The sequence below is a fragment of the Streptomyces sp. CB01201 genome (genome assembly GCF_002803085.1).
Classification (GTDB): domain Bacteria; phylum Actinomycetota; class Actinomycetes; order Streptomycetales; family Streptomycetaceae; genus Streptomyces; species Streptomyces hundungensis.
In genome coordinates, this window is record NZ_NNBJ01000022.1 from 91,636 (window position 1) to 114,852 (window position 23,217).

Sequence of the window (23,217 nt, forward strand, 5' to 3'; positions counted from 1 at the left end):
CGTTGACCACCGCAGCCCTGACCCCCGAGATGGCCGCCCTCGGCATCGCCATCGGCCTGCTGTTCTCGCTGATGTGCTACCTCACCACCAACCTCTCGCCCGGCGGAATGATCACGCCGGGATGGCTGGCGCTGACCCTCATCGAGGACCTTCAGCGCGCCGCCATGGTCGTCGGCGTGACCGCTCTGACGTACGCCGGCACCAAGCTCATGCAACGGCTGGTCATCCTCTACGGCAAGCGCTTGTTCGCCGCCGTCGTGCTCCTGGGCGTAACGCTCCAGGCCACCGTGATCATCGTGCTGTCGATCGAGTTCCCGCTCATGTACGGCAACCAGACCCTGGGCTTCATCGTCCCCGGGCTCATCGCCTACCAGCTGGTGCGCCAGCCGAAGGGGCCGACCCTGCTGGCCACGGCCACGGTCTCCCTGCTCGCCTACATCGTCGTCGCCGCCGGGCTGCTGCTCGGCATCATGCCCGGTGCCTGAGAACCGCCCGGTGCCTGAGAATCGAGGAAGAACCATGGCTCGGAAGAAGAAGACCCGTCCCGTGCTCACGGGCGTCACCATCCTCGGACTCGTCGGAGCCTCGGGATACCTCACGCTCGAACTCCGCAAGAAGGACGAGCCGGGGGTCACCCAGGTGCGCAATGTGGGCGTGCTCAACGGGAACCACGACAAGGCGGCCGGCCCGCAGGCCGCGGGGGACCGCTGGTCCCGCCTCGACGGCCCCGCGCGCAGCGTCCTGCGAGGCGCCGACGGCCAGATCAAGGCCGTCCTGAGCGACGGCGCGCGCACCGCCACGCTCAAGGGCCCCGAGCGAAGCTTCGCCGAGCCGGCCGCGACCTCGTCCAAGGTCTCCACGACCGACTGGGTGCGGCTCATGCCCAAGCCCTGGACCAAGGGCGCCGAGAGCCAGGAATGGTTCAAGACCTGGTACAAGCAGTACGCCAACAGCCGCGAGGACGACATCTTCGCCATCGCGTTCCAGTACGCGGCGGGCGCCCCCGAGCGCAAGGAGAAGGACGGCCGCCTGATCGCGGGCGACGCGAACTTCGGCCCCCTGAACACCACCGGGGCCGAGGGCGGAGACCTGCGCCTCGAACAGTCCGACTTTTACGACTACATGGGCGCGCCCTACCCCTTCCGGGACGGCGTCGTCGGCAAGCCGGACGCCATCCGGGCCCGGTCCCTGGACTGCTCGGGCTTCATCCGCATGGTGCTCGGCTACCGGTCCCGCTACCCGCTGATGTCCTCGGACAAGTCCGGCAACGGCCTGCCGCGCACGGCCAACGGGATGGCCCGCTCCAAGGAAGGAGCGGACGTCCTGCCCCTCAAGGGCATCGCCCCCAAGGACCGGCCCTCCGCCATCGACCAGCTCCAGCCGGGCGACCTCGTCTTCTTCAAGCTCGACACCCGCACGGGCCAGCGACTCGATCACGTCGGCATGGTCGTGGGCCACGACAAGGAGGGCCACCTGATCTTCGTGTCGAGCCGCGAAGAGGTCAACGGCCCGACGATCGGCGACATCGGCGGCGTCTCGCGCCTGGACGGCAACGGGTACTACGCGAAGACCCTCCGCAGCGCCAAGCGCCTCTGAGGGTCTTCGTCGGAGAAGCCGGCCGCCCGTGCCCGGACGGCCGGCCTGTGGTCAGTGGCTGAGCGACTTGAGGGCCGCCGCGTCGTACGCCGTCAGCTCGTCGAAGCGGTTGCCGAGGACCTTCGCCGCCCACTGCGGGTCCTGGAGCAGGGCCCGGCCGATGGCGACCATGTCGAACTCGTCGCGCTCCATGCGGTCCAGAAGGTTGTCGATGGCACCGAGCTCGGCGCCCTCACCGGCGAAGGCGCGGAGGAAGTCGCCGTCGAGGCCGACCGAGCCGACGGTGATGGTCGGCCGGCCGGTGAGCTTCTTGGTCCAGCCCGCCAGGTTCAGGTCCGAGCCCTCGAACTCCGGGAGCCAGTAGCGCCGCGTCGAGGCGTGGAACGCGTCCACGCCCGCGGCCGCCAGCGGGGCGAGGATCGCCTCCAGCTCCTCCGGAGTCTGCGCGAGCCGGACGTCGTAGGCCTCCTGCTTCCACTGCGAGTAGCGGAAGATCACCGGGAAGTCGGCCGGGACGCGCTCGCGGACCGCGGCCACGATCTCCGCGGCGAACTTCGTACGGGCCACCGCGTCGCCACCGTAGGCGTCGGTGCGGCGGTTGGTGCGCTCCCACAGGAACTGGTCGATCAAGTAGCCGTGGGCGCCGTGCAGTTCGACACCGTGGAAGCCGATCCGGTGCGCCTCCTGGGCGGCGTCCGCGAACGCGCCGATGACGTCATCGATGTCGGCGAGGGTCATCGCCTTGCCGGTCCCCTCCGTACCGTCGACGCGGATCCCGGAGGGGCCGACGGCGGGTGCCTCGGGGTAGGGGGCCTCGCCCTGCTTGCGCACCATGCCTATGTGCCAGAGCTGCGGGACGATCGTGCCGCCCGCCTCGCGCACGGCCGCGGCGACCTTCGCCCAACCCGCCAGCTGGTCCTCGCCGTGGAACCGCGGCACCCGGTCGCTCTGCCCGGCGGACTCGTGCCCGACGTAGGTGCCCTCGGTGACGATCAGGCCCACGCCCGCGGCGGCACGGCTGGCGTAGTACGCCCGCACGTCCTCGCCGGGAACTCCGTCGGGGGAGAACATCCGCGTCATCGGAGCCATCGCCACGCGGTTGGGGACGGTGAGGCCGTTCAGGGTGACGGGCCGCGACAGGATCTCGGCCGCGCGTGCTGAGGTGGACGTGGTGACGGTCATGCGGGTCCTCCGGGGTGAGGCTGTGGCTCGTTGGGTGACAACGAGAAGTGCATAGTACACATGGTATGTATCATGCATATTGCAGGGCTCGGGCCCGGCCCCGCGTCGTCCACCGCGCGCACGGCCCCGGCCCGCGGGTCCATCCGTCCACGGGTCCGCAATAATGAAGTGCCCTAGGGAGTGGGAGGCGAAGTGCTGGAAAGGCTGGAGCGGGAGCTGATGCTGCTCTCACGACACCAGGTGCTCGCCCGGCGCGAACGCGACCCCGAACGTCTGGAGCGGTCGGCCTACCTGCTGCTCAGCCGGATCGACACCCAAGGCCCCATGTCCATCGGCCAGTTGGCGGAGGCCTTCGGGCTCGACACCTCGACCGTGAACCGCCAGACGGCCGCATTGCTGCGCTGCGGCCTCGCCGAACGCGTCCCATGTCCGGACGGCGGCCTGGCACGCAAGCTGCGCATCACTGTGGAAGGCACGCGTCGGCTCGAAGCGGACCGCGAGGTCAACCGGTCCTGCCTGGCCCGAGTGGTCGCCGACTGGTCCCCGGAGGAGATAAGGGAGTTGGCGGACGTCCTGGTCCGGCTCAATCGCAGTGCGGAGGCGCTGGAAGGACGGCACTGGCCGCGCGCGGAGGAGGCGCCGGGGGGCACGTGCTCCGCATGACCCGTGAGGGGGCCCGTCAGGGTCCCACGAGAGGGATCGCCGGCGCCCACAGGCGGTTGCCGCCACGGTCGCGCAGCCTGCGCAGGAAGGTCAGCACGCCGGTGCCGCCGGTCGCCCACGCCAGGTCGGAGCCGATCAGCGAGTTGTCCGGGAACAGCGGCAGACAGGCGCCGCCGCTACGGGCCAGGATCAGCGCGGCGACATCCTCCGCCGCGTGCCACAGCTCGTCGTCCCCCGTGGCGACCGCGGCATCGACGAGAAGGTCGCCGACGCCCGACAGACCACAGCACTGAGACACCAGGCTCATCCGCGGCGCGATCCGATGGCAGGCGCGGGCGCCGCTCAGCCCGAGTGCGAGCCACTCGGTGTGCTGCTCGCCGCTGCCCGCTTCGATCAGGAGAGCCGCCAGCCCCGTGAGCCCTCGGCACCAAGAGCCGTAGCGTCGGCTGGCTTCGGGGCGTTCGGCCGTTGCCAGCAGGCCCGGCACACGGGCTGCGAGGCTGTCCAGGCCGGCGAGGGCTGCCGCGCGCACCACAGGGTCGGCGGTGACGCGCTGATACGCGTACAGGAAATGGATGATGCCCGCCGCGCCGTGGGCGAAGCCGAGTTCGTACGCCGCGTCCGACGAGGCCGCCGGACGCGAGGGTTCCGGGGCCGTGCCGGGCATCTCGGACTGCCGGGCCAGGAGCGTGGTGGCGCAGTCGCCCGCCATCGTCAGATGGCGGGCCGCGTCGGTGGGGCGTCCGTCCGCCTCGGCACGGGCCGCCAGGATCAGGTGGCCCGTCCCGGTTCCCGCGGTTCCACCGATCTGGTCGCCGGTGTCGTCGGGCGGGGCCGGATCGCAGGGTGGTGCCTCGATGGGACCCTTGGCGGCTGCCAGGAACAGGTCGACGCCGGTGCGGCCGATGTACAGGGCCGCGCTCAGCCGGGGCAGTTCGGGATGGCGCGCGCTCTGATCGGCCAATTCGGCAACGGCCCGCGGCACGCCCGGCCGGTCCAGGTGGTGCAGCAGTTCCAGACCGACGCCTGCCGCGCCCGCGTACAGGGTGAGCGACGAGCCGGGGTGATGGGTGCCCGGCCCGGCACACAGGTGGGGTGCCGCGTCCACGCTCCTCGCGACCGTGTGGCCGATCACCTCGTCCAGGAGCCCGGGGGAGGGGCGCGGCACGGACGGTGTGCCACGCCTGCCGGGCAGAGCGGGCAGGCCCGCCGCGAACCGCCGTGCGGCGGTGGTCCGTTCGGCCGGGTCGAAGCTCATCAGTCCGCCGACCAGGTCACGCAGCTGCCGCAGGGCGGCGCCGGGCGCGGCGGTGGCCAGGCATGCCAGTGTCCGGTCGCGGTTGATCGTGTGGTCGGGGTCGACGACCACCGGGTCCATGCCGGTGAGCGCGTAATGCAGGGTGGCGCCGAGCGCGTAGAGGTCGTCGGCGGGCTCGGGTCGGATGCCGGGACGGTATACCGGGAGGGAATAGCCGGGTGTCCCGCCGGCCGGGCGGAAGCCGTCGAGGGCGCTGATCCCGAAGTCGACGAGCCGGGCGGCTCCGCCGGGGCCGAGCACCACGTTGCGCGGCTTGAGGTCGCCGACGACCACCGCGCGGTCATGGACCCCATCGAGAACGGCCATCAACTGGAGCGCCAGCAAAGCGAGTTCCGCGGCCCCGCGATCACCGCGAGCCGCGTAGGGCCCGTTGTCGAGCACGTCGCGGCACAGGTCCGCCGGCCCGCAGTCGGTCATGACGAGGTACTCGTCGTCACCGTGCCTCACGTGGTCGACGACACGTGGCACGCCGTCCGTGCCGTCGAGCGCCACCAGCACCCGGTGCTCGTGGCGCAGTCGGTCGCGTGCGTCGATCCCCTGCTCGTCCTCCGCCACGTACGGCCTGGCCTGTTTGATGACCACCCGATCGTCGGTGGTCGCGTCCACGCCCCGGTACACATCCCCCCGCGGTGAGCGCACGATGCCCGTGGTGATCCGGTAGCGGCCGCCCACGAGCCGGGTGCCGGGGACCGCGTCGGGGGCGGGACGACCGAACGGGTCGCTGGCCCACGGGGGTTGGCGGTAGCGGGCACCCCCTTGGGCGCTGAAGGCCCGGCCGTCCGGGCCGACCAGGACGGACGCTCGGCCATCGGGCGCGCTGATCCGGAAGGGCCCGTACCGGTAGTGCACCGGTGAGCCGACCCGCACCCGGCGGTCGCTGAGTACGCGGGGGCCCGTGCGGCCCTCCAGGACGTCGGCCAGTTCGTTGGCGATCGCCGCGAAATCCCGTTCGCGCGGATAGACGGTGGCTGCCTTGCCCACGAGGTGGGGGTGCCGCTCGCCCCCGTTGAGGTCCCGCAGCACGGACGGGCTGACCGCGAACTTCGCGTCGCAGGTGTGCCGCAGCAGAACCGGAACGACCAGGCCCACGGTGTCGAGGAGGTCCTCGGCGCGGGTGGAGATGTGGAGCTTCCAGCCGTGCTCGCGCACCGGCATGCCCGGGTCCAGCAGATAGAGCCAGCACTCGTCCGAGGCGAGGCGTCGAGGGGCTCCGGCCAGCAGCTCTTCGAGGCGCCGCCGCAGGCCGGCGGCGTCGTCGGGGTCCAGGTCCGGTACGTCGTCGCGGTGGGCCGGTCGCATGTGCTCCCCGTTCCCCCTTCCCTGGCTCCCGTTTCCTGCTTCCCGTTCTCGCGTCTTCGCCCTGTTCTTCGTCCGTTGCCCGGTCCGCGTCCTCGTGCGGCACGGTGTCGCCCGGGAGCGCCCGATTCTGCCGCTGTGCGCGGGAGTGCCGTGCCGCTGCGGCCGTAAGGGGCCGCAGCGGGAGGGCGGGCCTCAGTCGCAGGCGACCCGGGTGGTGGCCGTGGGCCACGGGTCGGCGAGGCAGGCCTCGATGCGGCGACCGGTGTCCGCGTCGTCCTCGAACTCGATGAGCTGCTCCTCCATGTCGAGCGGTTCCGCTTCGCGAATCTGGAGCTCCAGGGGGCTCATGGCGATCCTTCCTGCTAGTCCCGGTGAAATGCACAGGTGATCTCGTCCTGCGTAGGTACAGGGCGCTGTGCACTGGTCGACGGCATATGCACCGTCGGTTCGAACAGCAGGAGCCACTACAGCCGAAGCGGGGCCCGGACCCAAGCCGGTCGAAAAGAAAGCCGACAGGAAACCAGCCAGGAACCAGGCAGGAATCCAGGGGGACATGGTGCGTGGCCCGGCGGAGCGCGAGGTCGGTCGACCCCGCTCCGGCCGAGGGCGCTGTTCCACGTGAAACAGGCTGAAACCGCAGTGAGGCGACGCTGAAACCCGCGCGGCTCATTCTCCTCAGGACAACGCGGCCAAGAGGTCGCGAAGGGCAACGAGAAGATGGAGCACGTCATGCAGAAGTTCGCCACCGCCGCCCCCGTGACCGCAGTCCTCGACATCCCCGCCGGGCGGGTTCGGGTCACTGCGACCGCTGAGGGCAGTGCCACCGTCGAGGTCAAGCCGGCGGACGCCTCGAAGGGCCGTGATGTGAGGGCCGCGGAGCAGACCGGGATCGTCTTCGTGAACGGGGTCCTGCGCATCGCGACCCCGATGAGGAATCAGCTCTTCGGCAGCTCGGGCGCCGTGGACGTGTTCGTCCAACTCCCCTCCGGCTCACGGATCGTGGCCAAGGCGGGTGCCGCCGAGTTGCGCACGTCCGGTTCTCTCGGCGACGTGACCTTCGACGGCGCGTACGGCGTCGTACAGGTCGAGGAGGCCGCCAGCCTGCGGTTGAGCGTGCACGCCGGGGACGTGCAGATCGGCCGGCTCGCCGGTGACGGTGAGATCACCGTGGCGGCGGGCGACATCCACGTCATGGAGGCCGCACGCGGCGCGCTCACGCTGGACACCGGTTTCGGGACGATCACGGTCGGCGCGGCCCATGAGACCTCGGCGACCCTGGCCGCGGACACCCACTACGGCCGTGTCCGCAATGCGCTCAGGAACGCCGATGGCTCGGCGGCCACCCTGAACATCCACGCGAGCACCGCGTGCGGCGACATCACCGCACGCAGCCTGTGAGCGAGGAGGTCAGGACTTGGCGAGGACGGGGGTGGCGTCGGCCTGCGCAGCGCGGTCCGGTTCGCCATCGGGCTCGGGGATTCCGGTACGCAGCACCCGGTTGACGCGTTCGGTGTCCAGAGCCCGTTCCCAGCGGGCGACGACGAGGGTGGCGACGCTGTTGCCGGCGAGGTTGGTCAGGGCACGGCATTCGGACATGAACTTGTCGATGCCGAAGACCAGCATGATGCCGGCGGCGGGGACGGTGCCGACGCTGGAGAGCGTGGCGGCCAGGGCGATGAACCCCGCACCCGTGACGCCGCCGGAGCCCTTGGAAGTCAGGATCATGACCGCGAGCAGGCCCAGTTGCTGACCGATGGTGAGCGGGGTGTCGGTGGCCTGGGCGATGTAGACGGCGGCCAGGGAGAGGTAGATGGAGCTGCCGTCGAGGTTGAAGGAGTATCCGGTCGGCACGGTCAGGCCGACGATGTCGCGCCGGACTCCGAGCCCTTCGAGCTTCACCATGGCACGGGGCAGGACGCTTTCGGACGACGAGGTGCCCAGGACGACGAGGAATTCCTCGCGCAGATAGCGCAGCAGCCTGAAGACGCTGATCCGCAGCAGGGCGAGGACACCGCCGAGCACGACCACGACGAAGAACAGGGAGGTGCCGTAGAAAACGGCGATGAGGCGGCCGAGACTGGTCAGGGTCGAGACGCCGTACTTGCCGATGGTGAAGGCCATGGCGCCGAAAGCGCCGACGGGGGCGGCGAGCATGATGTAGTGCAGGATCTTGAAGACGACCGTGCTCAGCCGGTTGATGCCGTCGACGAGCGGCTCTCCGACGGGCCCCACGGCTTTGAGTGCGACGCCGAACAGGACGGCGAAGAAGATGACTTGGAGGATGTTGCCCTCGGCGAATGCTCCGATCGCGCTGGAGGGCACGATGTCGGTGAGGAAGTGCCACCAGCTCTGGTTCTCTCCGCTCTTGACGTACTGAGCGGCATCGCCGGACAGGTGGAGGGCACCAGGGTGCGCGTGCACCCCGGAACCGGGCTGGAACAGGTTCACCGCGGTCAGGCCCACGGCGAGCGCGACCAGGGTCCCCGCCTGGAAGTAGACCAAGGACTTCAGCCCGACCCGGCCGACCCGGCGCAAGCTGTCGACACCGCCGATGCCGGCGACGATCGTGAGGAAGACGATCGGCGTGATCAGCATTTTGATCGCGGAGACGAACGTGGTCCCGACCGGCTCCAGGGCGATGCCCACGGACGGCCGGAGCCAGCCGGTCAGGATGCCGGCGACGATCGCGATCAGGACCCAGGAGTACAGCTGCCGGTACCAGGGCCTGGGCCGTGGGGTTTCCGTCGGAGTGGCAGGAGTGGAAGGTGGTGCGGTTGCTGCCATGGCGTTTCTCCTCGTCGAGGAACGTGGACGCAACCGGGACGCGACCCCGGCCGTGCGCGTGTCAGAGAAGCCCGAGGAGCTTGTCCGTGAATTCGGCGGTGGTGGCGTCGCCGCCCAGGTCGGGGGTGCGCACGTCGGACTTGGCGAGCACGGCGGCGATGGCATCGGTGACATCCTCGGCCGCTTCACCGTGGCCCAGATGGTCGAGCATCAGCGCCGCCGACCAGATCGCCCCGAGAGGGTTGGCGATGCCGCGCCCGGCGATGTCGGGGGCGGACCCGTGGACCGGCTCGAACATGGACGGGAAGGCGCGCTCGGGGTTGAGGTTGGCGGCCGGCGCGATCCCGATGGAACCGGCCACGGCGGCGGCCAGATCACTGAGGATGTCACCGAAGAGATTGGAGGCTACGACCACGTCGAAGCGGGCCGGATCGAGGACGAACTTGGCTGCCAGCGCGTCGATGTGCTCCTGGTCCCACGTCACCTGTGGGTGATCGGCGCCGCGCTCGGCGACCAACTCGTCCCAGAACGGCATGGTGTGCACGATGCCGTTGGACTTGGTGGCCGAGGTGAGCCTGCCGCCGCGGCGGGCGGCCAGCTCGAAGGCGTAGTCGAGGACGCGGGTCACCCCCGCGCGGGTGAACACGGCCTCCTGCACGGCCATTTCCTCCGGAAAGCCCCGGTTGAGCCGCCCGCCGATCTCGCTGTACTCGCCCTCGACGTTCTCGCGGACGACGACGAAGTCGACCTCCCCGGGGCCCGCGCCGCGCAGCGGACTCTCGACTCCCTCGAAGACACGGATGGGACGGAGATTGACGTACTGGCGAAAGCCGCGCCGGATCGGGATCAGCAGTCCCCACAGGGAGACGTGGTCGGCAACTCCCGGGTAGCCGACCGCACCGAGCAGGATGGCGTCCTTGTCGCGCAGCTGGTCGAGGCCGTCGTCGGGCATCATCGCGCCCTCGCGGACGTAACGCTCGCACGACCAGTCGTAGGAGGTGTACGAGAAGCCGAAACCGTGGCGGGCCCCGACGGCGTCGAGCACCTGCCGGGCAGGTGGCAGGACCTCGGCTCCGATGCCGTCGCCGGGGATCAGAGCGATGTGGTGGTTGGTCATGGCCCGATTGCAGCAATCGGGCCACGTGCCCGTCCAAGACGCTCTGCCGATCTGCCTCATAGGACCCGCTTATGAGCTCGCGATCGCGGCGAGTGCGCAGGTCAGGAACGCATCGGCGGCCGGCGACCGCTCGGCGCGACGACCGACCAGGGCGATCCGGAGCGTCGACTTCGGCTCGATGTCCAGGACGAGTGCACCGGCCCGCTCGGCCATGGTGCGCCAGGACTCGGTGACCACGGCCAGACCGACCCCGGCGAGGACCAGCGGCAGGATGGCCACCCGGTGTTCGGTCTCCGCCGCGATGGTGAAACCGATCCCGCGCTCGCGCAGCCCGTCGACGTAGGCGCGCATCCCGGTGCCGCGTTGTCCGACGATCAGCCGCTGTCCCGCCAGCTGCTCACAGCGCACTGAACTGCCCCTGGAGAAAGGCCCCTTGGGTGGAGCGATCAGTACGAAGCGCTGCTCACCCGCGGCATGCGAGATCACCTCCTTGTCGGGCAGGGGACCGGATGTCGCGAGGAGACCCAGCTCGGCGGCACCGGTGCGCACCATGTCGATCACATCGCGCGAGGTGAAAGCGGCCCGGATGCTCACCGACACGCCGGGATGGCGAGAGCTGAAGCCGCGGATCATGGTCGTGAGCGGCTCGACCGCCTGGGACGGCATCGCGGCGATGTCCAAGCGCCCGTCGCGCAGTTCGTGTACCGCGGCGACCCTGGCCCGGGCCGTCTCCAGACTGCGCACGGCGGCCCGGGCAGGGTCGATCAGCGCGGTGCCGGCTTCGGTGAGCACGGCCCGGCGGCCGATCCGGTGGAACAGGCTGCTGCCCAGGTCGCGTTCCAGGGCCTGCACGGCCTGGGACAGCGAAGGCTGCGAGAGGTAGAGGGCCGAAGCGGCCCGGCCGAACCCCCCGTGATCCACAATCGCGAGGAAGTACTCCAGCTGACGAACATCCATGGGTCCATCCTGGCGCCAGGGCGCCGACTTCCGGCCTCCGACTTCCGGCCTCCGACTCAAGGGCGGGCCGGGCGGGCCGAACCCCGGAGCGCCATGCCGGCTGACCCGTGTGAGCATGTTCGCATGGCAGTTGGACGGATCATCTTCCTCAACGGCACGTCCAGTTCGGGGAAGTCGAGCATCGCCCGGGAGTTGGTCGACATCCTGGACGACGGAGTCTTCTTCCACCTCGCGGTCGACAGCTTCAACGCGATGCGCACGAAGCGGAACCTCGCGCAGAAAGATCTCGATGTGGCCCTGCGCCGGACAAGGTTGGGATTCCACCGGTCGATCGCCGCCATGGCCGAAGTGGGCAACGACGTGGTCGTCGACCATGTCCTCAGTGAACCATGGCGGTTGATCGACTGCCTGAGCGTGCTTCCCCCGGACAACGTGCTGTTCGTCGGTGTCCGCTGCCCCTTGAGCGAGCTGGCCCGCAGGGAGCAGGCGCGCGGAGATCGACCCCCGGGCCTGGCCGCGCTCCAGTACGACCTGGTCCATCAGCACGGCGACTACGACATCGAATGCGACACCAGCGCGGCGAGCCCGCGTGATTGCGCGGAGCTGATCAAGGAATTCCTCCCGCGGCGGCCGACGCCCACCGCGTTCGCCCGCCTTCGGGTGCGGTACCTGGAGGACGAATGCCGGGCACCTTCACGGTGACGATGGCTGCGCCGGAGTGTTCGTCTGGTTCATGGCTCCGATCGTCTGCCACAACTGCCGTGCCCGCTCATGGTGTTGACGGGCCAGGTGATGGATCCCGGCCGCCGCGTCCAGATCGCCGATCAGCTGCCAGCAGGTGGCCTCGTCCTGACGGTCACCGTGCCGGTGGAAGAGCTCCGCCGCGCGCTCCAACGCCGGATTCGCCTGGACCCGGTCATTCCGGCCCGCGTGGACGCGGCCGACTTCGAGCAGTGTGTACCCGGCACACCGCTCATCGGCCAGTTCCTCGAAGGTGGCCAGCGCCTGCCGCAGACACCGCAGCGCCTCGTCCGGATCGCCACGCCGATCGTGCAACCTGCTGAAGCGCCGCAGGACGACAGCCACGCGATGGTCGTCGTCCAGCGCCCTGGCCAGCCGCAAGGCACCGGTGAACCAGGACTCCGCCTCGTCCAGGTCGCCCTGCATGAGTCGCATCACGCCCATGGAGCAGGACAACTGCGCCTCGATCTGCCGGTCTCCCTCACCCACCGCGATGGCCAGCGCCTGCTCCACGCGTTCGAGTGCTTCGTCGTCACGGCCCTGCACCCGGCTGACCGTACTCAGCATCGCCACCGACAGGGCCTCGCCGCGTTTGTCCCCGATGTCCCGGCACAGCTCGATGGAGGATTCGAGCACGCGCGTCGCCCGGTCGAACTCGTCCTGGTAGATGTGCAGTTGACCAAGTCCGCGGAGCAGTACCGATGCGCCGGCCGCGTTGCCCGCGGCCTCCGCCGCGTCCAACGCGAGCCGGTGCCCATGCTGCCAGTCCTGGTACACACACCGGTGGTCGTAGTACGTCGCCGTACCGGCCGCGAGCTCCCAGGCCAAGTCGTCCAGGCCCCAGTCCACGGCCAGTTTCACCGCGCCCAGCAGGTTGTCGCGTTCCGCGTCGAACCAGCCGAACGCATCGACCATGAGGCGATCCACCACCGAGTCGGGCAGCGACCGACCCGGGGTCGACCCGCGCGCGGCGGCCAGCAGCCCGCCCGGCAGCCGGTCGGTGCCGCGTCTGACGAGGTCGAGCCAGACGGACAGCACCCGGACGATCGCATCCCGCTTGTCCGCCGTCGCCAGCGGGGCGGCGATCTCCACGGCACAGGTCCTGATCAGGTCATGCAGCCGGTAGCGCGGTTCGCCGAGAGCATCGGTGGCGATCAGCCGGACCAGGCTGGCGTCGACGAGGGTGTCCAACACCTCCTCTCCGTCCGGGCGGTCGAGCAGCGGGCCGACCACCCAGCCGGGCAGCGTGTACGCGCCCAGCAGGCCCAGCAGGCCCAGCGCGCGCACCGCTTCGGCCGGCAGCAGGCGCAGGCTCAGCTCGACGCTGGCACGCACACTGAGGTCCCCGATCCGCAGCTCGGCCAGCCGCCGGGACTCGTCCTCGATCCGCTCCCGCAGCACCCGCAGGGACCAAGCCGGCCGGCCCGCGAGTTTGCCGCTGGCGATCCGGATGGCCAGCGGCAGGTTGCCGCAGCAGTCCAGGATCGCGTCGGCCTCGTCAGGTTCCCGCTCGACCCGCTGCCGCCCGACGATCCCGGTGAACAGCTCCCGCGCCTCGGCCGGGCTGAGCACGTCCAGGTCGATGTGCCGCGCGCCGGGGAGTTGCGTCAGCAGGGTACGGCTGGTGATCAACACGGCGCAGCCGTCGGCGCCGGGCAGCAGCGGCAGTACCTGGTCGGCGCGGCCGGCGTCGTCCAGCACCACCAGCATGCGCCGGTCCACCAACAACGACCGGTAGAGCGCCGCCCGCTCGAAGAGGCTGTTCGGTATCGCGCTGCCGGCGATCGAGAGCGCGCGCAGGGCCTCGGCCAGCATCAGCCCCGGATCCCGCGGATCGTCCGACATCGCCGCGAGGTTGAGATACAGCTGGCCGTCGGGGAAGTTGGCGCTCGCCAGCCGAGCGGCATGCGTCACCAGCGACGACTTGCCGACACCGGGGCCGCCCACGACGACGGCCACCGGCGCCCGGTTCGCCGGCGACCCGTCGAGCAGCCCGGCGAGTTCGGCCAACGCGTCGTTCCGGCCTACGAAGTCGGTGACGTCCAGCGGCAGTTGACGTACGGGCATTGCCATGGCCGTCCCGGCGCCTGCTGCCGCGACAGGGAACTGCGATGACGCGCCCGATACGCGAAGCGCCGAAGGTGATCCCGAACCCGAATCCGAACCCGAATCCGGAGCGGGAGATTGCGGCGCTCCTGAACCTGAATCTGAACCTGAGTCTGAAACAGAACCTCGGTCCTGAGCCATCAGGGCGGGATCTGCGGTCAGGATGCGCCGATGCAGGGCCTGGAGCGGCGGGGTGGGGTCGACGCCGAGCTCGTCCGCCAGGGTCCGGCGCAAACGCTCGTACGCTTGCAGCGCCTCGCCTTGTCGCCGACACCGGTAGAGAGCGACTATCAGATGCTGGGCGACCTCTTCGTCGTACGGGTGCTCGCGGAGCAGGTCGGTGAGTTCGTCGATGACCTCCCGATGGCGCCCGAGGTCGAGTTCGATCGCCAGACACTGTTTGTGCGTGGCCGCGCGTCTCTCGTTCAACCGCGACGCGTCGATCTCCAGAACCCGGCTGGAGACGTCGACCAGGGCATTTCCGCGCCAGCAGGCCAGCGCCCGCCGCAGCGCGACGGCCCGCTCAAGCGGGTTCGCACCTTGCTGGGCCAGGTCCCGCTCGTGGTCGAACTCCAGCAGGTCGAGTTGCACTCGCGCCACATGGATCTCATAGCCGCCGCGGCGCGTACTGATCAAGGAGGGAGCAGCTCCGCACGCGACCAGATTACGGCGCAGCCCGGAAACGGCGTCCTGCACTTGGCGCACCGCGGTGGCGGGCGCGTTCGCATCCCACATGACGGCGACGAGCCGCTCCATGGAGACGATGGTGTTGGCGTCAATCAACAGGGCAGCCAGCATCTTGGCCTGCCGCGGTCCGTTCAACTGGACCGTACGTTCGGCGATCTGGGCATGTAACGGCCCCAGTAGGCCGAATTTCATGTTCCCCCCGGCACGTGACGATTTGGTGCCCGACCCCCGTCTGACCTCGCACTAGGACGAATCTAGGACGGTCGACGGATGCGTGTCCATAGGGTCTCCCGAGCACGGCTCACCGACGACGAGCGGACGGGCAGTGAGTCAGGGGAGTGCCTACGCCTGGTACCTGGGCAGCACCCGGGCCGGTATGCGGGGGGCAGAGGCATTCTCCTGGCCGGCAGCCGCGGGCTCGTCGAATGGACGTGGATCGTCGTCCGGCAGGGCGGATCCTCGCTCTGCGGGCCGTCGGCGAACGGGTCACTCGGGCACCCCGCCCTGCCCTGCCCCGCCCCGGTCACGACTGCGGTCGGCTGTGGCCGCGCCGGGCCGCACCTGGGTGAGCCGGGTCAAGCCTGGGCCGAGCCGGTGGAACTGACGATCAGCTGCCGTGAGCTGCGATGAGCTGGGGATTTGCCGTCGCTTGCGGAGAAGTGCGTGCGCGGCGTACATCTTGGGTTCGTTTGCACTGCGGCCGACCGGCCGTGGGCGTGTGTTGTACGGAGGCGAATGTGCTGATCACCGTCGCGGATGTGGAAGCCGCGGCCGCGCGGATCGCCGGGCATGTCATTCGGACCCCGACGGTGCCGAGCCCCGGGCTGTCCTCGCTTCTGGGTGCGCAGGTCACCGCAAAACTGGAACTGCTACAACGCACCGGCTCGTTCAAGGTACGTGGCGCGACGGCGAAGCTGCTCTCGCTCGACGAGGCCGAACGCGCTGCCGGTGTCGTGGCGGTGAGTGGCGGCAACCACGGCATCGCCGTCGCGGTCATGGCCGGTGCGCTGGACATCAAGGCAACCGTCGTCATGCCCCGGTCCGCCCCGAGGCGAGCCGTGGGGATCGCCGAGGCCGCAGGCGCGAACGTCATCCTTGCCGACGCCATGGACGGCGCGTTCGCCCTCGCGGAGCAACTCCGCACCGAGGGGCTCACCCTGGTCCACCCCTTCGACGACCCCGTCGTCATCGCGGCCCAGGGCACGGTCGGCCTGGAGTTCGCGGAGGAAGCGGGGGACCTGACGGACGTACTCGTCAGCATCGGCGGCGGGGGGCTGATCGCGGGGGTCGCCACCGCACTGCGTGCGCGTCGCCCCGGTGTCCGGATCTGGGGCGTGGAGACCGAGGGTGCGCGAGCCATGTCGGAGGCTCTGGCCGCCGGAGGCCCGGTACCGGTCCAACTGGCCTCGATCGTCTCGACGTTGAGCGCGCCCAGCGTCTCACAGCTCACCTACGATCATGTCTCGGCACTGGTCACCGACGTCCTCACCGTGACGGACGCCGAGGCGGTCCAAGGCACCCTCGACCTCGCCGACCACGCGAAGGTCTGGGCCGAGCCTGCCGCCGGCTGCCTGGTGCCCGCAGCACGCAAGGTCCTGGACCACGTCGGCGAGAGCGCCAGGATCGGGCTGGTCGTCTGCGGCGGTAACGCGTCGGCCGCCGATGTGACCACTTGGGCCGAGCAGTTCGGGCTGCACTGACACAAGTACGGCAAGTACGGAGAGAGGGAGGGTGCTTCGACGTCCTCGTCCCTGCGGGTCCGGGCCGGGCCGGGCCCGCTGAGCATGCGCCCCCAGGTCTGCGGCCCTCAGCCTGCGCTGGGTCAGGAGCGGAGGTGCGGAAGTTGGGTACCACAGGAATGAGGGGGCGTCGGAGGGGCGACAGGCACGGTGTGCCAGAGTGATCCACATGGTTCTTCTTGGTCAGGCACCTCACTACACCGCCCATAGAGGCCCCTCCCGCAGAAACCTCCTGCTGGCGCTCGCAGTTGGCCTCGTCATCTGCCTCGGTATCGGAGCCGTAGCGGTGTCTGCCTTCAACGACAAGCCGCTGTTCAGCGAGGACGTCGCCTATGAGGGCGGTTACGTGGTCGCCCTCGCCGGAATGAAGGCGGACCCCACCGGAGGCACACAGGGCTTCCTCAAAAACGGAGGCTGCGACCAGTGGCGCCGCGATCAGGGCGGCCCCAAGGCCGCGGCCTCCCCGGAGCGTTGGCTCCAGGGCTGCCGTGACGCGGCTGACGACGGCGACTGCCGGGACGGCCAGGCCGTGGCCAAGCCCAAGGGATCCACGGGGATCAGGGGGCTCGTCTGCGACAGCGGCAAGGGCGTCAGGAAGCCCGTCGCGGGATAGCACTCCTAGGAGTGCAGGCTGGCCGCGGCGCCACCGGCCGAACATGTTGGTGCTGCGCAGGCCTGTGTAGGGCTGTATGGGGCTGCCGTACGGACGGATTGGGGGTGGCCTGGCCGCCCGCTGTGGTGCCCGTGTCGAACTCCTTTAAGTAGCGACCAAGTTGACCAATGCGACTGCGCGTGGCGTCAGCGCTACGGATCCGGCCTCGGGCGAACTCCGCTCCGCCAGCCCGATTCTGCCACTCCTGAACGAGTCGCCCGAGTAGCGGGCGCCTGCTCCGTGAGGCGCTGCCCGACGTGCTGTGAGACTTGGTCGATTCTCGGCAAGCGGCAGCGCGCAGCAAGTGCGCAGGGCTTGTGTCGACTGTCCATCATCTCAGCCGCAAATGCCGTTCCCGGCGCGGGTACCAGGTGTGCTCACTTGGCGGCCAAGTCAACGACGAAGCCGCGGAGTTCGTAGTAAGCGGGGTCCCTGCTCGGCCGATCTGCGACCATGCCGTCTCGTCGCGGGCCTGACCGGATGCGCGGACGGACGCGTACTCGGTGAGCGACCGACACCGGCACCGGCACCGGCCAGTGTGGGCGACGCATGCCCGCGAGGTGACCGCGCGTGTGCAGCGGCGCTCACGTCTTAGGTGTGTCGAGCAGCAACTGGCTTAGAATTCGGGCTAGTTCGTGGGGTCGGGAGAACATTGGCCAATGCCCGGTGTCCATCTCGATCAGACGCCAGTGCTCGTTGGTGAGTAGCCGCGTCACGTCGTCGCCCGGCTCGGGGTCACCGAGCGTGCACTTGATGTACGTCACCGGGAGATCGTCGAGCGGCTGCTCCAGCGTGGCGGGTTCGGTGAGCGTGCGGCCGGGATGAGGCGTCGAGTTGCTTACGATGCGGGCGATCTGCTCATCGGTCAGGCCATGGCCCTGGTAGTGGGTCGCGGCCGCAACAGGCCAGAGGCCTCCGTTCGCGGCGAGCGATGTCCTCATCGCCGCCCCACCGTCCGGCCACTCGGCAACGAACGGTTCCCCGTCAGCCGGAACGCTTGCGTCGACGAACACCACGCGAGCCAGCCGGTTGCCGATGCGCCTCGCGGCCTGCCCGACCGGGATGCCCGAGTAGCTGTGTCCTACCAGGACGACATCGCGCAGATCCTGACGCTCGACCTCGTCGACGATGTCCTGAACGTGGGTCTGCTGGCCGGCCGGCACCCCTCGCTTCTCGGCAAGACCGGACAGCGTCAGCGGGTGGACGCCGTGGCCGTCCGCAGCCAGGCGCGGCACCACCTCGTCCCACGCCCCACGAGCCGCGCTCGGCGATCGGGCGGGTCATAGGGTTACGGCATGACGACCGTTGAGGACATGAACGTTGAGGACATGAACTACGAGTTCCGCACTGCCCGGCGCGAGGACACCGAGGGCATCGAGGCACTCGACGGATCGTTCACCACGCATACGGTGTTCCACGTAAGCGTCACCGGGGCCGGATCGGCAGGGTCGCCGACCGCGACCACCGAGACCACTGGGTCCACCGTCGGCACGGTGTTCGCGCTGCGGGAGGTCCCGGTGGACCCCCCGATCCGCAAGGTTTTCCCACTGGACGACACCGACGATGAGGGCGACTCCGCGCCCGAGGACAATCCGAACCTCCGTACCGTCGTCGCCATCGACGCCAACGAGTGTCTGGCGGGTTACGTCGTCGTCTCCTTCGATTCCTGGAACCGGCGACTGACCATCGTGGACGTGGCGGTGGCTCCGGCCCACCGTGGCCGTGGTGTGGGCCGGACCTTGATGGGGCACGCCGCCGAGTTTGCGCGTGAGCGGGGTGCCACGCACATCTGGCTGGAAGTCACCAACATCAACGCCCCGGCGATCCATGCCTACCAGCGCATGGGATTCACCTTCTGCGGTCTGGACACGACGCTTTACGACGGCACACCGTCGGCCGGCGAACAAGCCCTGTACATGAGCATGCCTTGCCTCTGAGTTGTCAGTGAGAGCTGCTCAGTGTGAAGAGATAGGGCGGCTCCGGGCCTCAACGAAGGGTGAGTTGGCCGACCGGCAGGACAGAACCCGCCATGGGTGCGGACGCGAGGCCGAGGCTACGGCTGCTCGTCGGGCTCCTGGTCGGGGGAACGCCCCTTGTGGGGTGATCCCGTCCCAGGGCTGCCCGCCATGCCGTCTCCCATCAGGAGCGCGAAGACGAGAACGACGACGGAGCCACAAAGGGCCGTGCCGGACCATCCAGCCCGCTGAACCCTGGCAGAGTTGCACGCCAGTGCCTCATTCCAGAACGTCATCGCCTGAGGGCACCAGGACCGAGCCGCAGGTGACTTTGTCGGTGGTTTTTGGATCGTTCGAGTCCAGGCCCTTCACCGTCTTCGACACCGGCAGGAGAGCGAGGGCGATCGCTGCCAGTGCTGCTAGCAGGGCAATGGTCGCGCCGGCCCTGACTACGCCGGGCAGCGTGCCCAGTGGTCCGCTTGCTGCCGGAGTCTCGTTCCTCGCGTCCGCCATTGCCGTCCCCCGTGATCCTTGTCTCTGACGGCGTAACCGTAACGGGTGCTGTAGAACTGCTGCGCAGGGGGCAAGGCTTGGCCGTCCGCCGAGGCCGCGCCCCTGGGGCTGTGAGCCCAGGGCCCTTCCTGCGGATCAGGCCGGGGCGAGGCGCGCGCGGCAGCGTGAGCAACTGTCACCAGACTTGTGCCAAAGCGGACTTGCAAGCTTTCGGGAATGAATCCCAGGGTTTTGTGGCTGTCGATCAAGCCGGGCTGATCACAGCTGCCCGGCTCCGTACGTGTGCAGTTTTGAGGGAGTGTCAGCAGCATGTCCGTAACACAGCAGCCTGCCGCGGAGCGTGTGCGTGTCTCCGCGGAACCCGACTGGTACGAGTCGGCCGGTATATCGCTCGGCGTCCGGGTCGGGAACTTGGTCTTCACGTCAGGGCAGGCACCGATCGATGCCCAGGGCGTCACGGTCGGCGTCGGGGACTTCGAGACGCAAGCCCGTCAGGCGCTCGCCAATCTGTCGACGGTCCTCACGAACGGAGGGTCCAGCCTCGCCGACGTAGTCAAGGCGACCGTGTTTGTCACGGACATAGCGCAGCAGGACATCTTCGCGAAGTTGCGCGCGGAACACTTCCCGGACAAGCCCCACCTCGCGGAGTCCTTCGTGGAGGTCTCCTCACTCGCGAAGTCTGAGTGGATGATCGAGATTGAGGCCATCGGACTCGTGCGGTGACGTGGAGTACTCGTAGGCCCATCGGCGGGTCTACGAGCCGAGCCACAGGCGAGTTGCTGCGACGGGCATGATTCCGTAGAAGACGTAGGCTTTCTTGCCTAACCTCGTGACCATCGCCCGGAAGTACTTCGACGTATTGATCGTCCGCTCGACTTCGTCTCTGCGCTCGTAGAACGCCTTGCCGAAGCCGGCGGGTCGGCCGCCCCTGCTGCCCTGGCGTTGGCGGTTGGCCCGCTGGTCTTCGGTTCGGCGGCGATGGTGTGCTTGATCTGGCGTCGCCGCATGTTGCGACGGTGGCGGAGGGGTGAGCACGCCTTATCGGCGCATTTGAGAGTGAGTTGTCCGGCGCGCTCGGCCACCTCGACGTTGGTGGCTTCGAATTCACGCAGATGCTCTTTGCCCCTGTTGAACTCCGGTTCGTAGAAATGTCCAGATCGGCATGCCTGTCCCGATGACGCGACAAGCTCGTGCAGATGTCTTCGCATGTTCTCGCATCGGCAGTGGCACCGCGACGGGTGCCGCTCTGATGATGAAGAGCACGGCCAAGAGGGGGCGAGCACAAGCCCCAAGGCCGCTGCGCGCCCCCTGCCGTCACGATCCCTGCCACGACCCAGGCTCGCTGCCGAGCGGACATGCCCTCGGCTTCTTCCGCCATGCCCCCACCCTGTGGAGTTGAACGCGTTCAAGATACTGTGTGTGCAGTGAGCGAGAGGTCGGCAAGTTGTCGGACTCGGGGACGTGCGACCGAGCTGCTTGGTCGATTCGGGGGTGGGTGTGGCCGATCACGGCTGGAACGACGACAGCGACTACCGCGACGCAGTGCAGCGGGCCGAGCAAGCAACACGCCTCGGCTGGGCGGCCATCGCCGGCGTCGCGGGGACGCTCGGCTGCGCGCTCATCGCCCTGGCGGGCGCCTGTGCACTCGCATTCATCGGATGCCTGTATGTCGTGATGGCGCCGAATTACTGAGGGGCGTCCGGATTGGTCAGCTGCGGATTGAAACGGTGAGGTCGCGGCGGTGGCGGTACCGAGGTAGGCGAAGCCCCGCTTGGTGTAGCGGGCTGCCACCGCCCGATGCTGTTCAGCCGGTTGATTGCTCGTCCGGCGGTGTTCCGTGTCTGGTACCGCTCTCCGTCGTATCCGGTGGGCGGTCGGCCGCGCGAGCCCTCGCGCAGGCGGGCGGCCGGACTGTCGTACTTCTCCGGGATGACGTGCTGAATGCTCCATCGACTTAGCCACTCGCGGCAAGATCCACCCATTGCTGGATGCCTTGGTGGCCGTGGCACGTCCCTCAACGGCTTTACGAATAAGGGTGCTTGATGTGTGACGCGCGCCCAAGGCCTCCACGTCCCAGTCAGCCGCGCTGAAGCAGGGGCGGCGCCACACCGGGATACGGCCCCGCCCGTCGGGTGTTGCGCGGGCGGATCGCGGTCAGGTCAATCCCTGACGATCGCGCTCGGTATCGGGCGCGCCGGAACGTTCAATGCATGCGGCACGACTACGACTTGGACGTCGTCCTCGTAGATGACCCGACCCGGATCTGTGGAGCTCAGGACCACGCATTCGACATCGTGCGCGGCCAAGATCTCCAGGTAGCCGGGGACCCGAGCGAGCAGATGGGCTGCCGACGGCTTGAACCACGCTGCGGCACCTGGGTTGATCGCGTCATCGTAGATCGTGGGGTCAACGGTCGAGGGATCGGTGTACGCGATGTCGTACCAGCTGTTGTTGGTGCGGCGAAAGGACTCCTGTTCGTCCGAGAGCCTGCCTTCGCGCGCCAGGTTATTGACGAGCCCAAAGATGCCGGTGTAGTGGCCTCGGGCGTTGCGGTGAGGCGATTGGAACCTTACGTATTGGACAGTGTCGCTGCCACCAGCACCATCGATCGTTCCCATCCGAACATCCTGCCACCGCTGCTGCCGCTGCCGCGACGGCTTCCGCTCGGCGGAACAGTCGCCCCGGGTACGTGACCGTTCGGAAGGGGGACTTGTGATTGCCGGGCCTTCATGCGGGCATTTGTGGATCATGTCAGAGATCAAGCAGTCAGCCGATGGCAAGTCCGGTGAGTGGTTCTACTGCCTGGAGCACAAGACGGTCGAACAGGGCCCGCAGTGCCGGGGCGCCGATCGCATGGGCCCTTATGGAAGCCGAGAGGAGGCCTCCCACGCGATGGAGACAGCCAAGGCGCGCAACGAGGAGTGGGGGACAGACCCTCGCTGGAACGATGACAACGGGGCCGATAGCTAGCCAGCTGGCTGGCTGGTTTGCTCGGCTGGGTCGGGGCCGACGGCCGGGGGTGGCAGACAAGCGCCTGCCGCTATGACGTCGCCGTTGCCCCGAGCACCCGCATGTCGATCACCGGTCGAATCCATCGGCGCCACGCCCGGGCAACGAGGGAATCGAGCGCCTCTCGGACGTGACCACCGAGGTCGAGCGAATCCTCATCGGCGGACACGACGCGGTCGTGCCCGGTGAGGTCCGTCAGACCGTCCGGCCCAGTCGAAGACGGACTCGTCACCCGGCATCATGTCTACGACGACAGTCTCGGCGTTGCCCAGGCTTTCGACGTCGAGGATCGGTGAACGCCAGTCGGCTCTAACTGACCCTGGACCATCGAGCTGTCGCTGTTCACGGGGGGCTGTCACACAGGCAGCTCGTCTGGTCGCGGTAGTCGCTCGTGCTGCGAGGGAGCCCCACCTTCAGGCGTACCGGTACTTCAGTCGGCGGCCTCACCGGGCCGCCGCTGCGAAGCTCAGCGGCGGAGTTTGCCTGCGAGCCACCAATTGAGGACTCCGCCGGGCACGGCGACTGCGGCGAAGGTGAGCAGCGAGGTGGGCAGGGCGCCGCCGTCGGAGCGGAGTTGACTGTGGATCAGCATGCCGAGGAAGAAGATGATGATGGCGGTCAGCATTCCGATGGCCCCTCGACGCTTCATCTAGTCGCTCCTTTGCGTTACTTGACACCCTTTGGCGGCGCCGAGCGTTGGATACGTACGCCGTGGGCGTGCCGGCCGAAGCTCGCACTACTTGTGGCGTGAACGCCCCTGTCGGACCTCTTCGGGGCGTCCCCCCCCCCCCCGGTAGGTCAGTTCATTTGGCCACGAGGCATCAGTACGGGAGTACGGGTCACTTCATGATCTGGTGGATTGATCTTGAATCTCTAGGGGGTGTCCGGAAAGTCATGGG

The 23,217-nt window shown here is 68.9% G+C and carries 22 protein-coding genes and 2 pseudogenes; 12 read left to right on the top strand and 12 right to left on the bottom strand.

All coding sequences use genetic code 11. The features are described 5' to 3' along the window. The first annotated feature begins 2 nt into the window (after positions 1–2). Both CG740_RS33920 and CG740_RS33925 read left to right on the top strand, forming a co-directional pair. Complete coding sequence (locus CG740_RS33920) at positions 3–485, top strand: poly-gamma-glutamate biosynthesis protein PgsC/CapC (RefSeq protein WP_100579148.1); 483 nt, start codon at positions 3–5, stop codon at positions 483–485. Between the two features lie 34 nt (positions 486–519). Continuing rightward, positions 520–1,596 (top strand): C40 family peptidase, encoded by a 1,077-nt coding sequence (locus tag CG740_RS33925; protein WP_100579149.1) that lies wholly within the window; start codon positions 520–522, stop codon positions 1,594–1,596. 51 nt (positions 1,597–1,647) lie between these two features. Here the strand turns inward: CG740_RS33925 and CG740_RS33930 are convergent, their stop codons facing one another. After that, positions 1,648–2,778, bottom strand: coding sequence for an NADH:flavin oxidoreductase (locus tag CG740_RS33930; RefSeq protein WP_100579150.1), 1,131 nt, complete (start codon positions 2,776–2,778; stop codon positions 1,648–1,650). Positions 2,779–2,997: 219 nt separating this feature from the next. Here CG740_RS33930 and CG740_RS33935 point away from each other — a divergent pair, with 219 nt between their 5' ends. After that, on the top strand, positions 2,998–3,441 hold the full coding sequence (locus tag CG740_RS33935) for a MarR family winged helix-turn-helix transcriptional regulator (RefSeq protein WP_100579173.1): 444 nt from the start codon (positions 2,998–3,000) through the stop codon (positions 3,439–3,441). A 16-nt stretch (positions 3,442–3,457) separates the two neighbouring features. Here the strand turns inward: CG740_RS33935 and lanL are convergent, their stop codons facing one another. Then, on the bottom strand, positions 3,458–6,058 hold the full coding sequence (gene lanL / locus CG740_RS33940; protein WP_100579151.1) for a class IV lanthionine synthetase LanL: 2,601 nt from the start codon (positions 6,056–6,058) through the stop codon (positions 3,458–3,460). A gap of 192 nt (positions 6,059–6,250) precedes the next feature. Then, entirely contained in the window at positions 6,251–6,406 is a 156-nt protein-coding gene (locus CG740_RS40505; RefSeq protein ID WP_199846652.1) for an SflA family class IV lanthipeptide, read from the bottom strand. A 381-nt stretch (positions 6,407–6,787) separates the two neighbouring features. On the opposite strand from CG740_RS40505, the gene CG740_RS33945 reads away from it, so the two are divergent. Next, positions 6,788–7,456 carry a DUF4097 family beta strand repeat-containing protein gene (locus CG740_RS33945; RefSeq protein ID WP_100579174.1) on the top strand — a complete coding sequence of 223 codons (669 nt, stop codon included), beginning with the start codon at positions 6,788–6,790 and terminating at the stop codon, positions 7,454–7,456. A gap of 9 nt (positions 7,457–7,465) precedes the next feature. Here the strand turns inward: CG740_RS33945 and dctA are convergent, their stop codons facing one another. The 3 genes from dctA to CG740_RS33960 all read right to left on the bottom strand — a co-directional run bounded on the left by dctA (position 7,466) and on the right by CG740_RS33960 (position 10,916). Beyond that, positions 7,466–8,842, bottom strand: coding sequence for a C4-dicarboxylate transporter DctA (gene dctA, locus CG740_RS33950; RefSeq protein WP_100579152.1), 1,377 nt, complete (start codon positions 8,840–8,842; stop codon positions 7,466–7,468). A gap of 61 nt (positions 8,843–8,903) precedes the next feature. After that, positions 8,904–9,959, bottom strand: a complete 1,056-nt coding sequence (locus tag CG740_RS33955) for a tartrate dehydrogenase (RefSeq protein ID WP_100579153.1) — start codon at positions 9,957–9,959, stop codon at positions 8,904–8,906. A gap of 69 nt (positions 9,960–10,028) precedes the next feature. Next, complete coding sequence (locus CG740_RS33960) at positions 10,029–10,916, bottom strand: LysR family transcriptional regulator (protein WP_100579154.1); 888 nt, start codon at positions 10,914–10,916, stop codon at positions 10,029–10,031. A gap of 123 nt (positions 10,917–11,039) precedes the next feature. On the opposite strand from CG740_RS33960, the gene CG740_RS33965 reads away from it, so the two are divergent. Further along, the gene (locus CG740_RS33965) at positions 11,040–11,618 is read left to right on the top strand and encodes a chloramphenicol phosphotransferase CPT family protein (protein ID WP_100579155.1); all 579 of its coding nucleotides are present in this window, start codon (positions 11,040–11,042) and stop codon (positions 11,616–11,618) included. On the opposite strand, the gene CG740_RS33970 is transcribed toward CG740_RS33965, so the two are convergent. Continuing rightward, positions 11,610–14,642, bottom strand: coding sequence for an AfsR/SARP family transcriptional regulator (locus tag CG740_RS33970; RefSeq protein ID WP_100579156.1), 3,033 nt, complete (start codon positions 14,640–14,642; stop codon positions 11,610–11,612). The genes CG740_RS33965 and CG740_RS33970 overlap by 9 nt on opposite strands. Before the next feature lie 548 nt (positions 14,643–15,190). Between CG740_RS33970 and CG740_RS33975 the strand changes: the two genes are divergently transcribed. Both CG740_RS33975 and CG740_RS33980 read left to right on the top strand, forming a co-directional pair. Further along, a complete protein-coding gene (locus tag CG740_RS33975; protein WP_100579175.1) occupies positions 15,191–16,150 on the top strand; it encodes a threonine/serine dehydratase in 960 nt (319 codons plus the stop codon). 208 nt (positions 16,151–16,358) lie between these two features. Then, positions 16,359–16,802, top strand: coding sequence for a hypothetical protein (locus CG740_RS33980; protein ID WP_159030473.1), 444 nt, complete (start codon positions 16,359–16,361; stop codon positions 16,800–16,802). 623 nt (positions 16,803–17,425) lie between these two features. On the opposite strand, the gene CG740_RS33985 is transcribed toward CG740_RS33980, so the two are convergent. Then, positions 17,426–18,079, bottom strand: a complete 654-nt coding sequence (locus tag CG740_RS33985) for an alpha/beta fold hydrolase (RefSeq protein ID WP_100579158.1) — start codon at positions 18,077–18,079, stop codon at positions 17,426–17,428. A 57-nt stretch (positions 18,080–18,136) separates the two neighbouring features. Between CG740_RS33985 and CG740_RS33990 the strand changes: the two genes are divergently transcribed. Continuing rightward, the gene (locus CG740_RS33990; protein WP_100579159.1) at positions 18,137–18,778 is read left to right on the top strand and encodes a GNAT family N-acetyltransferase; all 642 of its coding nucleotides are present in this window, start codon (positions 18,137–18,139) and stop codon (positions 18,776–18,778) included. Positions 18,779–19,075: 297 nt separating this feature from the next. Here CG740_RS33990 and CG740_RS39975 read toward each other — a convergent pair whose 3' ends face one another. Then, complete coding sequence (locus tag CG740_RS39975; RefSeq protein WP_159030474.1) at positions 19,076–19,309, bottom strand: hypothetical protein; 234 nt, start codon at positions 19,307–19,309, stop codon at positions 19,076–19,078. Positions 19,310–19,618: 309 nt separating this feature from the next. On the opposite strand from CG740_RS39975, the gene CG740_RS33995 reads away from it, so the two are divergent. After that, entirely contained in the window at positions 19,619–20,032 is a 414-nt protein-coding gene (locus CG740_RS33995) for a RidA family protein (protein WP_100579160.1), read from the top strand. Positions 20,033–20,062: 30 nt separating this feature from the next. Here CG740_RS33995 and CG740_RS41230 read toward each other — a convergent pair. After that, positions 20,063–20,352 (bottom strand): annotated as a pseudogene (locus CG740_RS41230) (IS5/IS1182 family transposase); the annotation flags it as partial. A 454-nt stretch (positions 20,353–20,806) separates the two neighbouring features. On the opposite strand from CG740_RS41230, the gene CG740_RS34000 reads away from it, so the two are divergent. Further along, on the top strand, positions 20,807–21,001 hold the full coding sequence (locus tag CG740_RS34000) for a hypothetical protein (protein ID WP_100579176.1): 195 nt from the start codon (positions 20,807–20,809) through the stop codon (positions 20,999–21,001). Positions 21,002–21,468: 467 nt separating this feature from the next. Here CG740_RS34000 and CG740_RS34005 read toward each other — a convergent pair whose 3' ends face one another. Then, positions 21,469–21,927 carry a hypothetical protein gene (locus CG740_RS34005; RefSeq protein WP_100579161.1) on the bottom strand — a complete coding sequence of 153 codons (459 nt, stop codon included), beginning with the start codon at positions 21,925–21,927 and terminating at the stop codon, positions 21,469–21,471. A 130-nt stretch (positions 21,928–22,057) separates the two neighbouring features. Between CG740_RS34005 and CG740_RS41235 the strand changes: the two genes are divergently transcribed. Together CG740_RS41235 and CG740_RS41240 are read left to right on the top strand one after the other, a co-directional pair. Further along, positions 22,058–22,279 (top strand): hypothetical protein, encoded by a 222-nt coding sequence (locus CG740_RS41235; protein ID WP_100579177.1) that lies wholly within the window; start codon positions 22,058–22,060, stop codon positions 22,277–22,279. A 175-nt stretch (positions 22,280–22,454) separates the two neighbouring features. Beyond that, positions 22,455–22,614, top strand: a pseudogene (locus tag CG740_RS41240) (nuclear transport factor 2 family protein); the annotation flags it as partial. A 170-nt stretch (positions 22,615–22,784) separates the two neighbouring features. On the opposite strand, the gene CG740_RS39980 reads toward CG740_RS41240, so the two are convergent. Continuing rightward, positions 22,785–22,967 (bottom strand): hypothetical protein, encoded by a 183-nt coding sequence (locus tag CG740_RS39980; protein WP_159030475.1) that lies wholly within the window; start codon positions 22,965–22,967, stop codon positions 22,785–22,787. Positions 22,968–23,217: the final 250 nt, after the last annotated feature.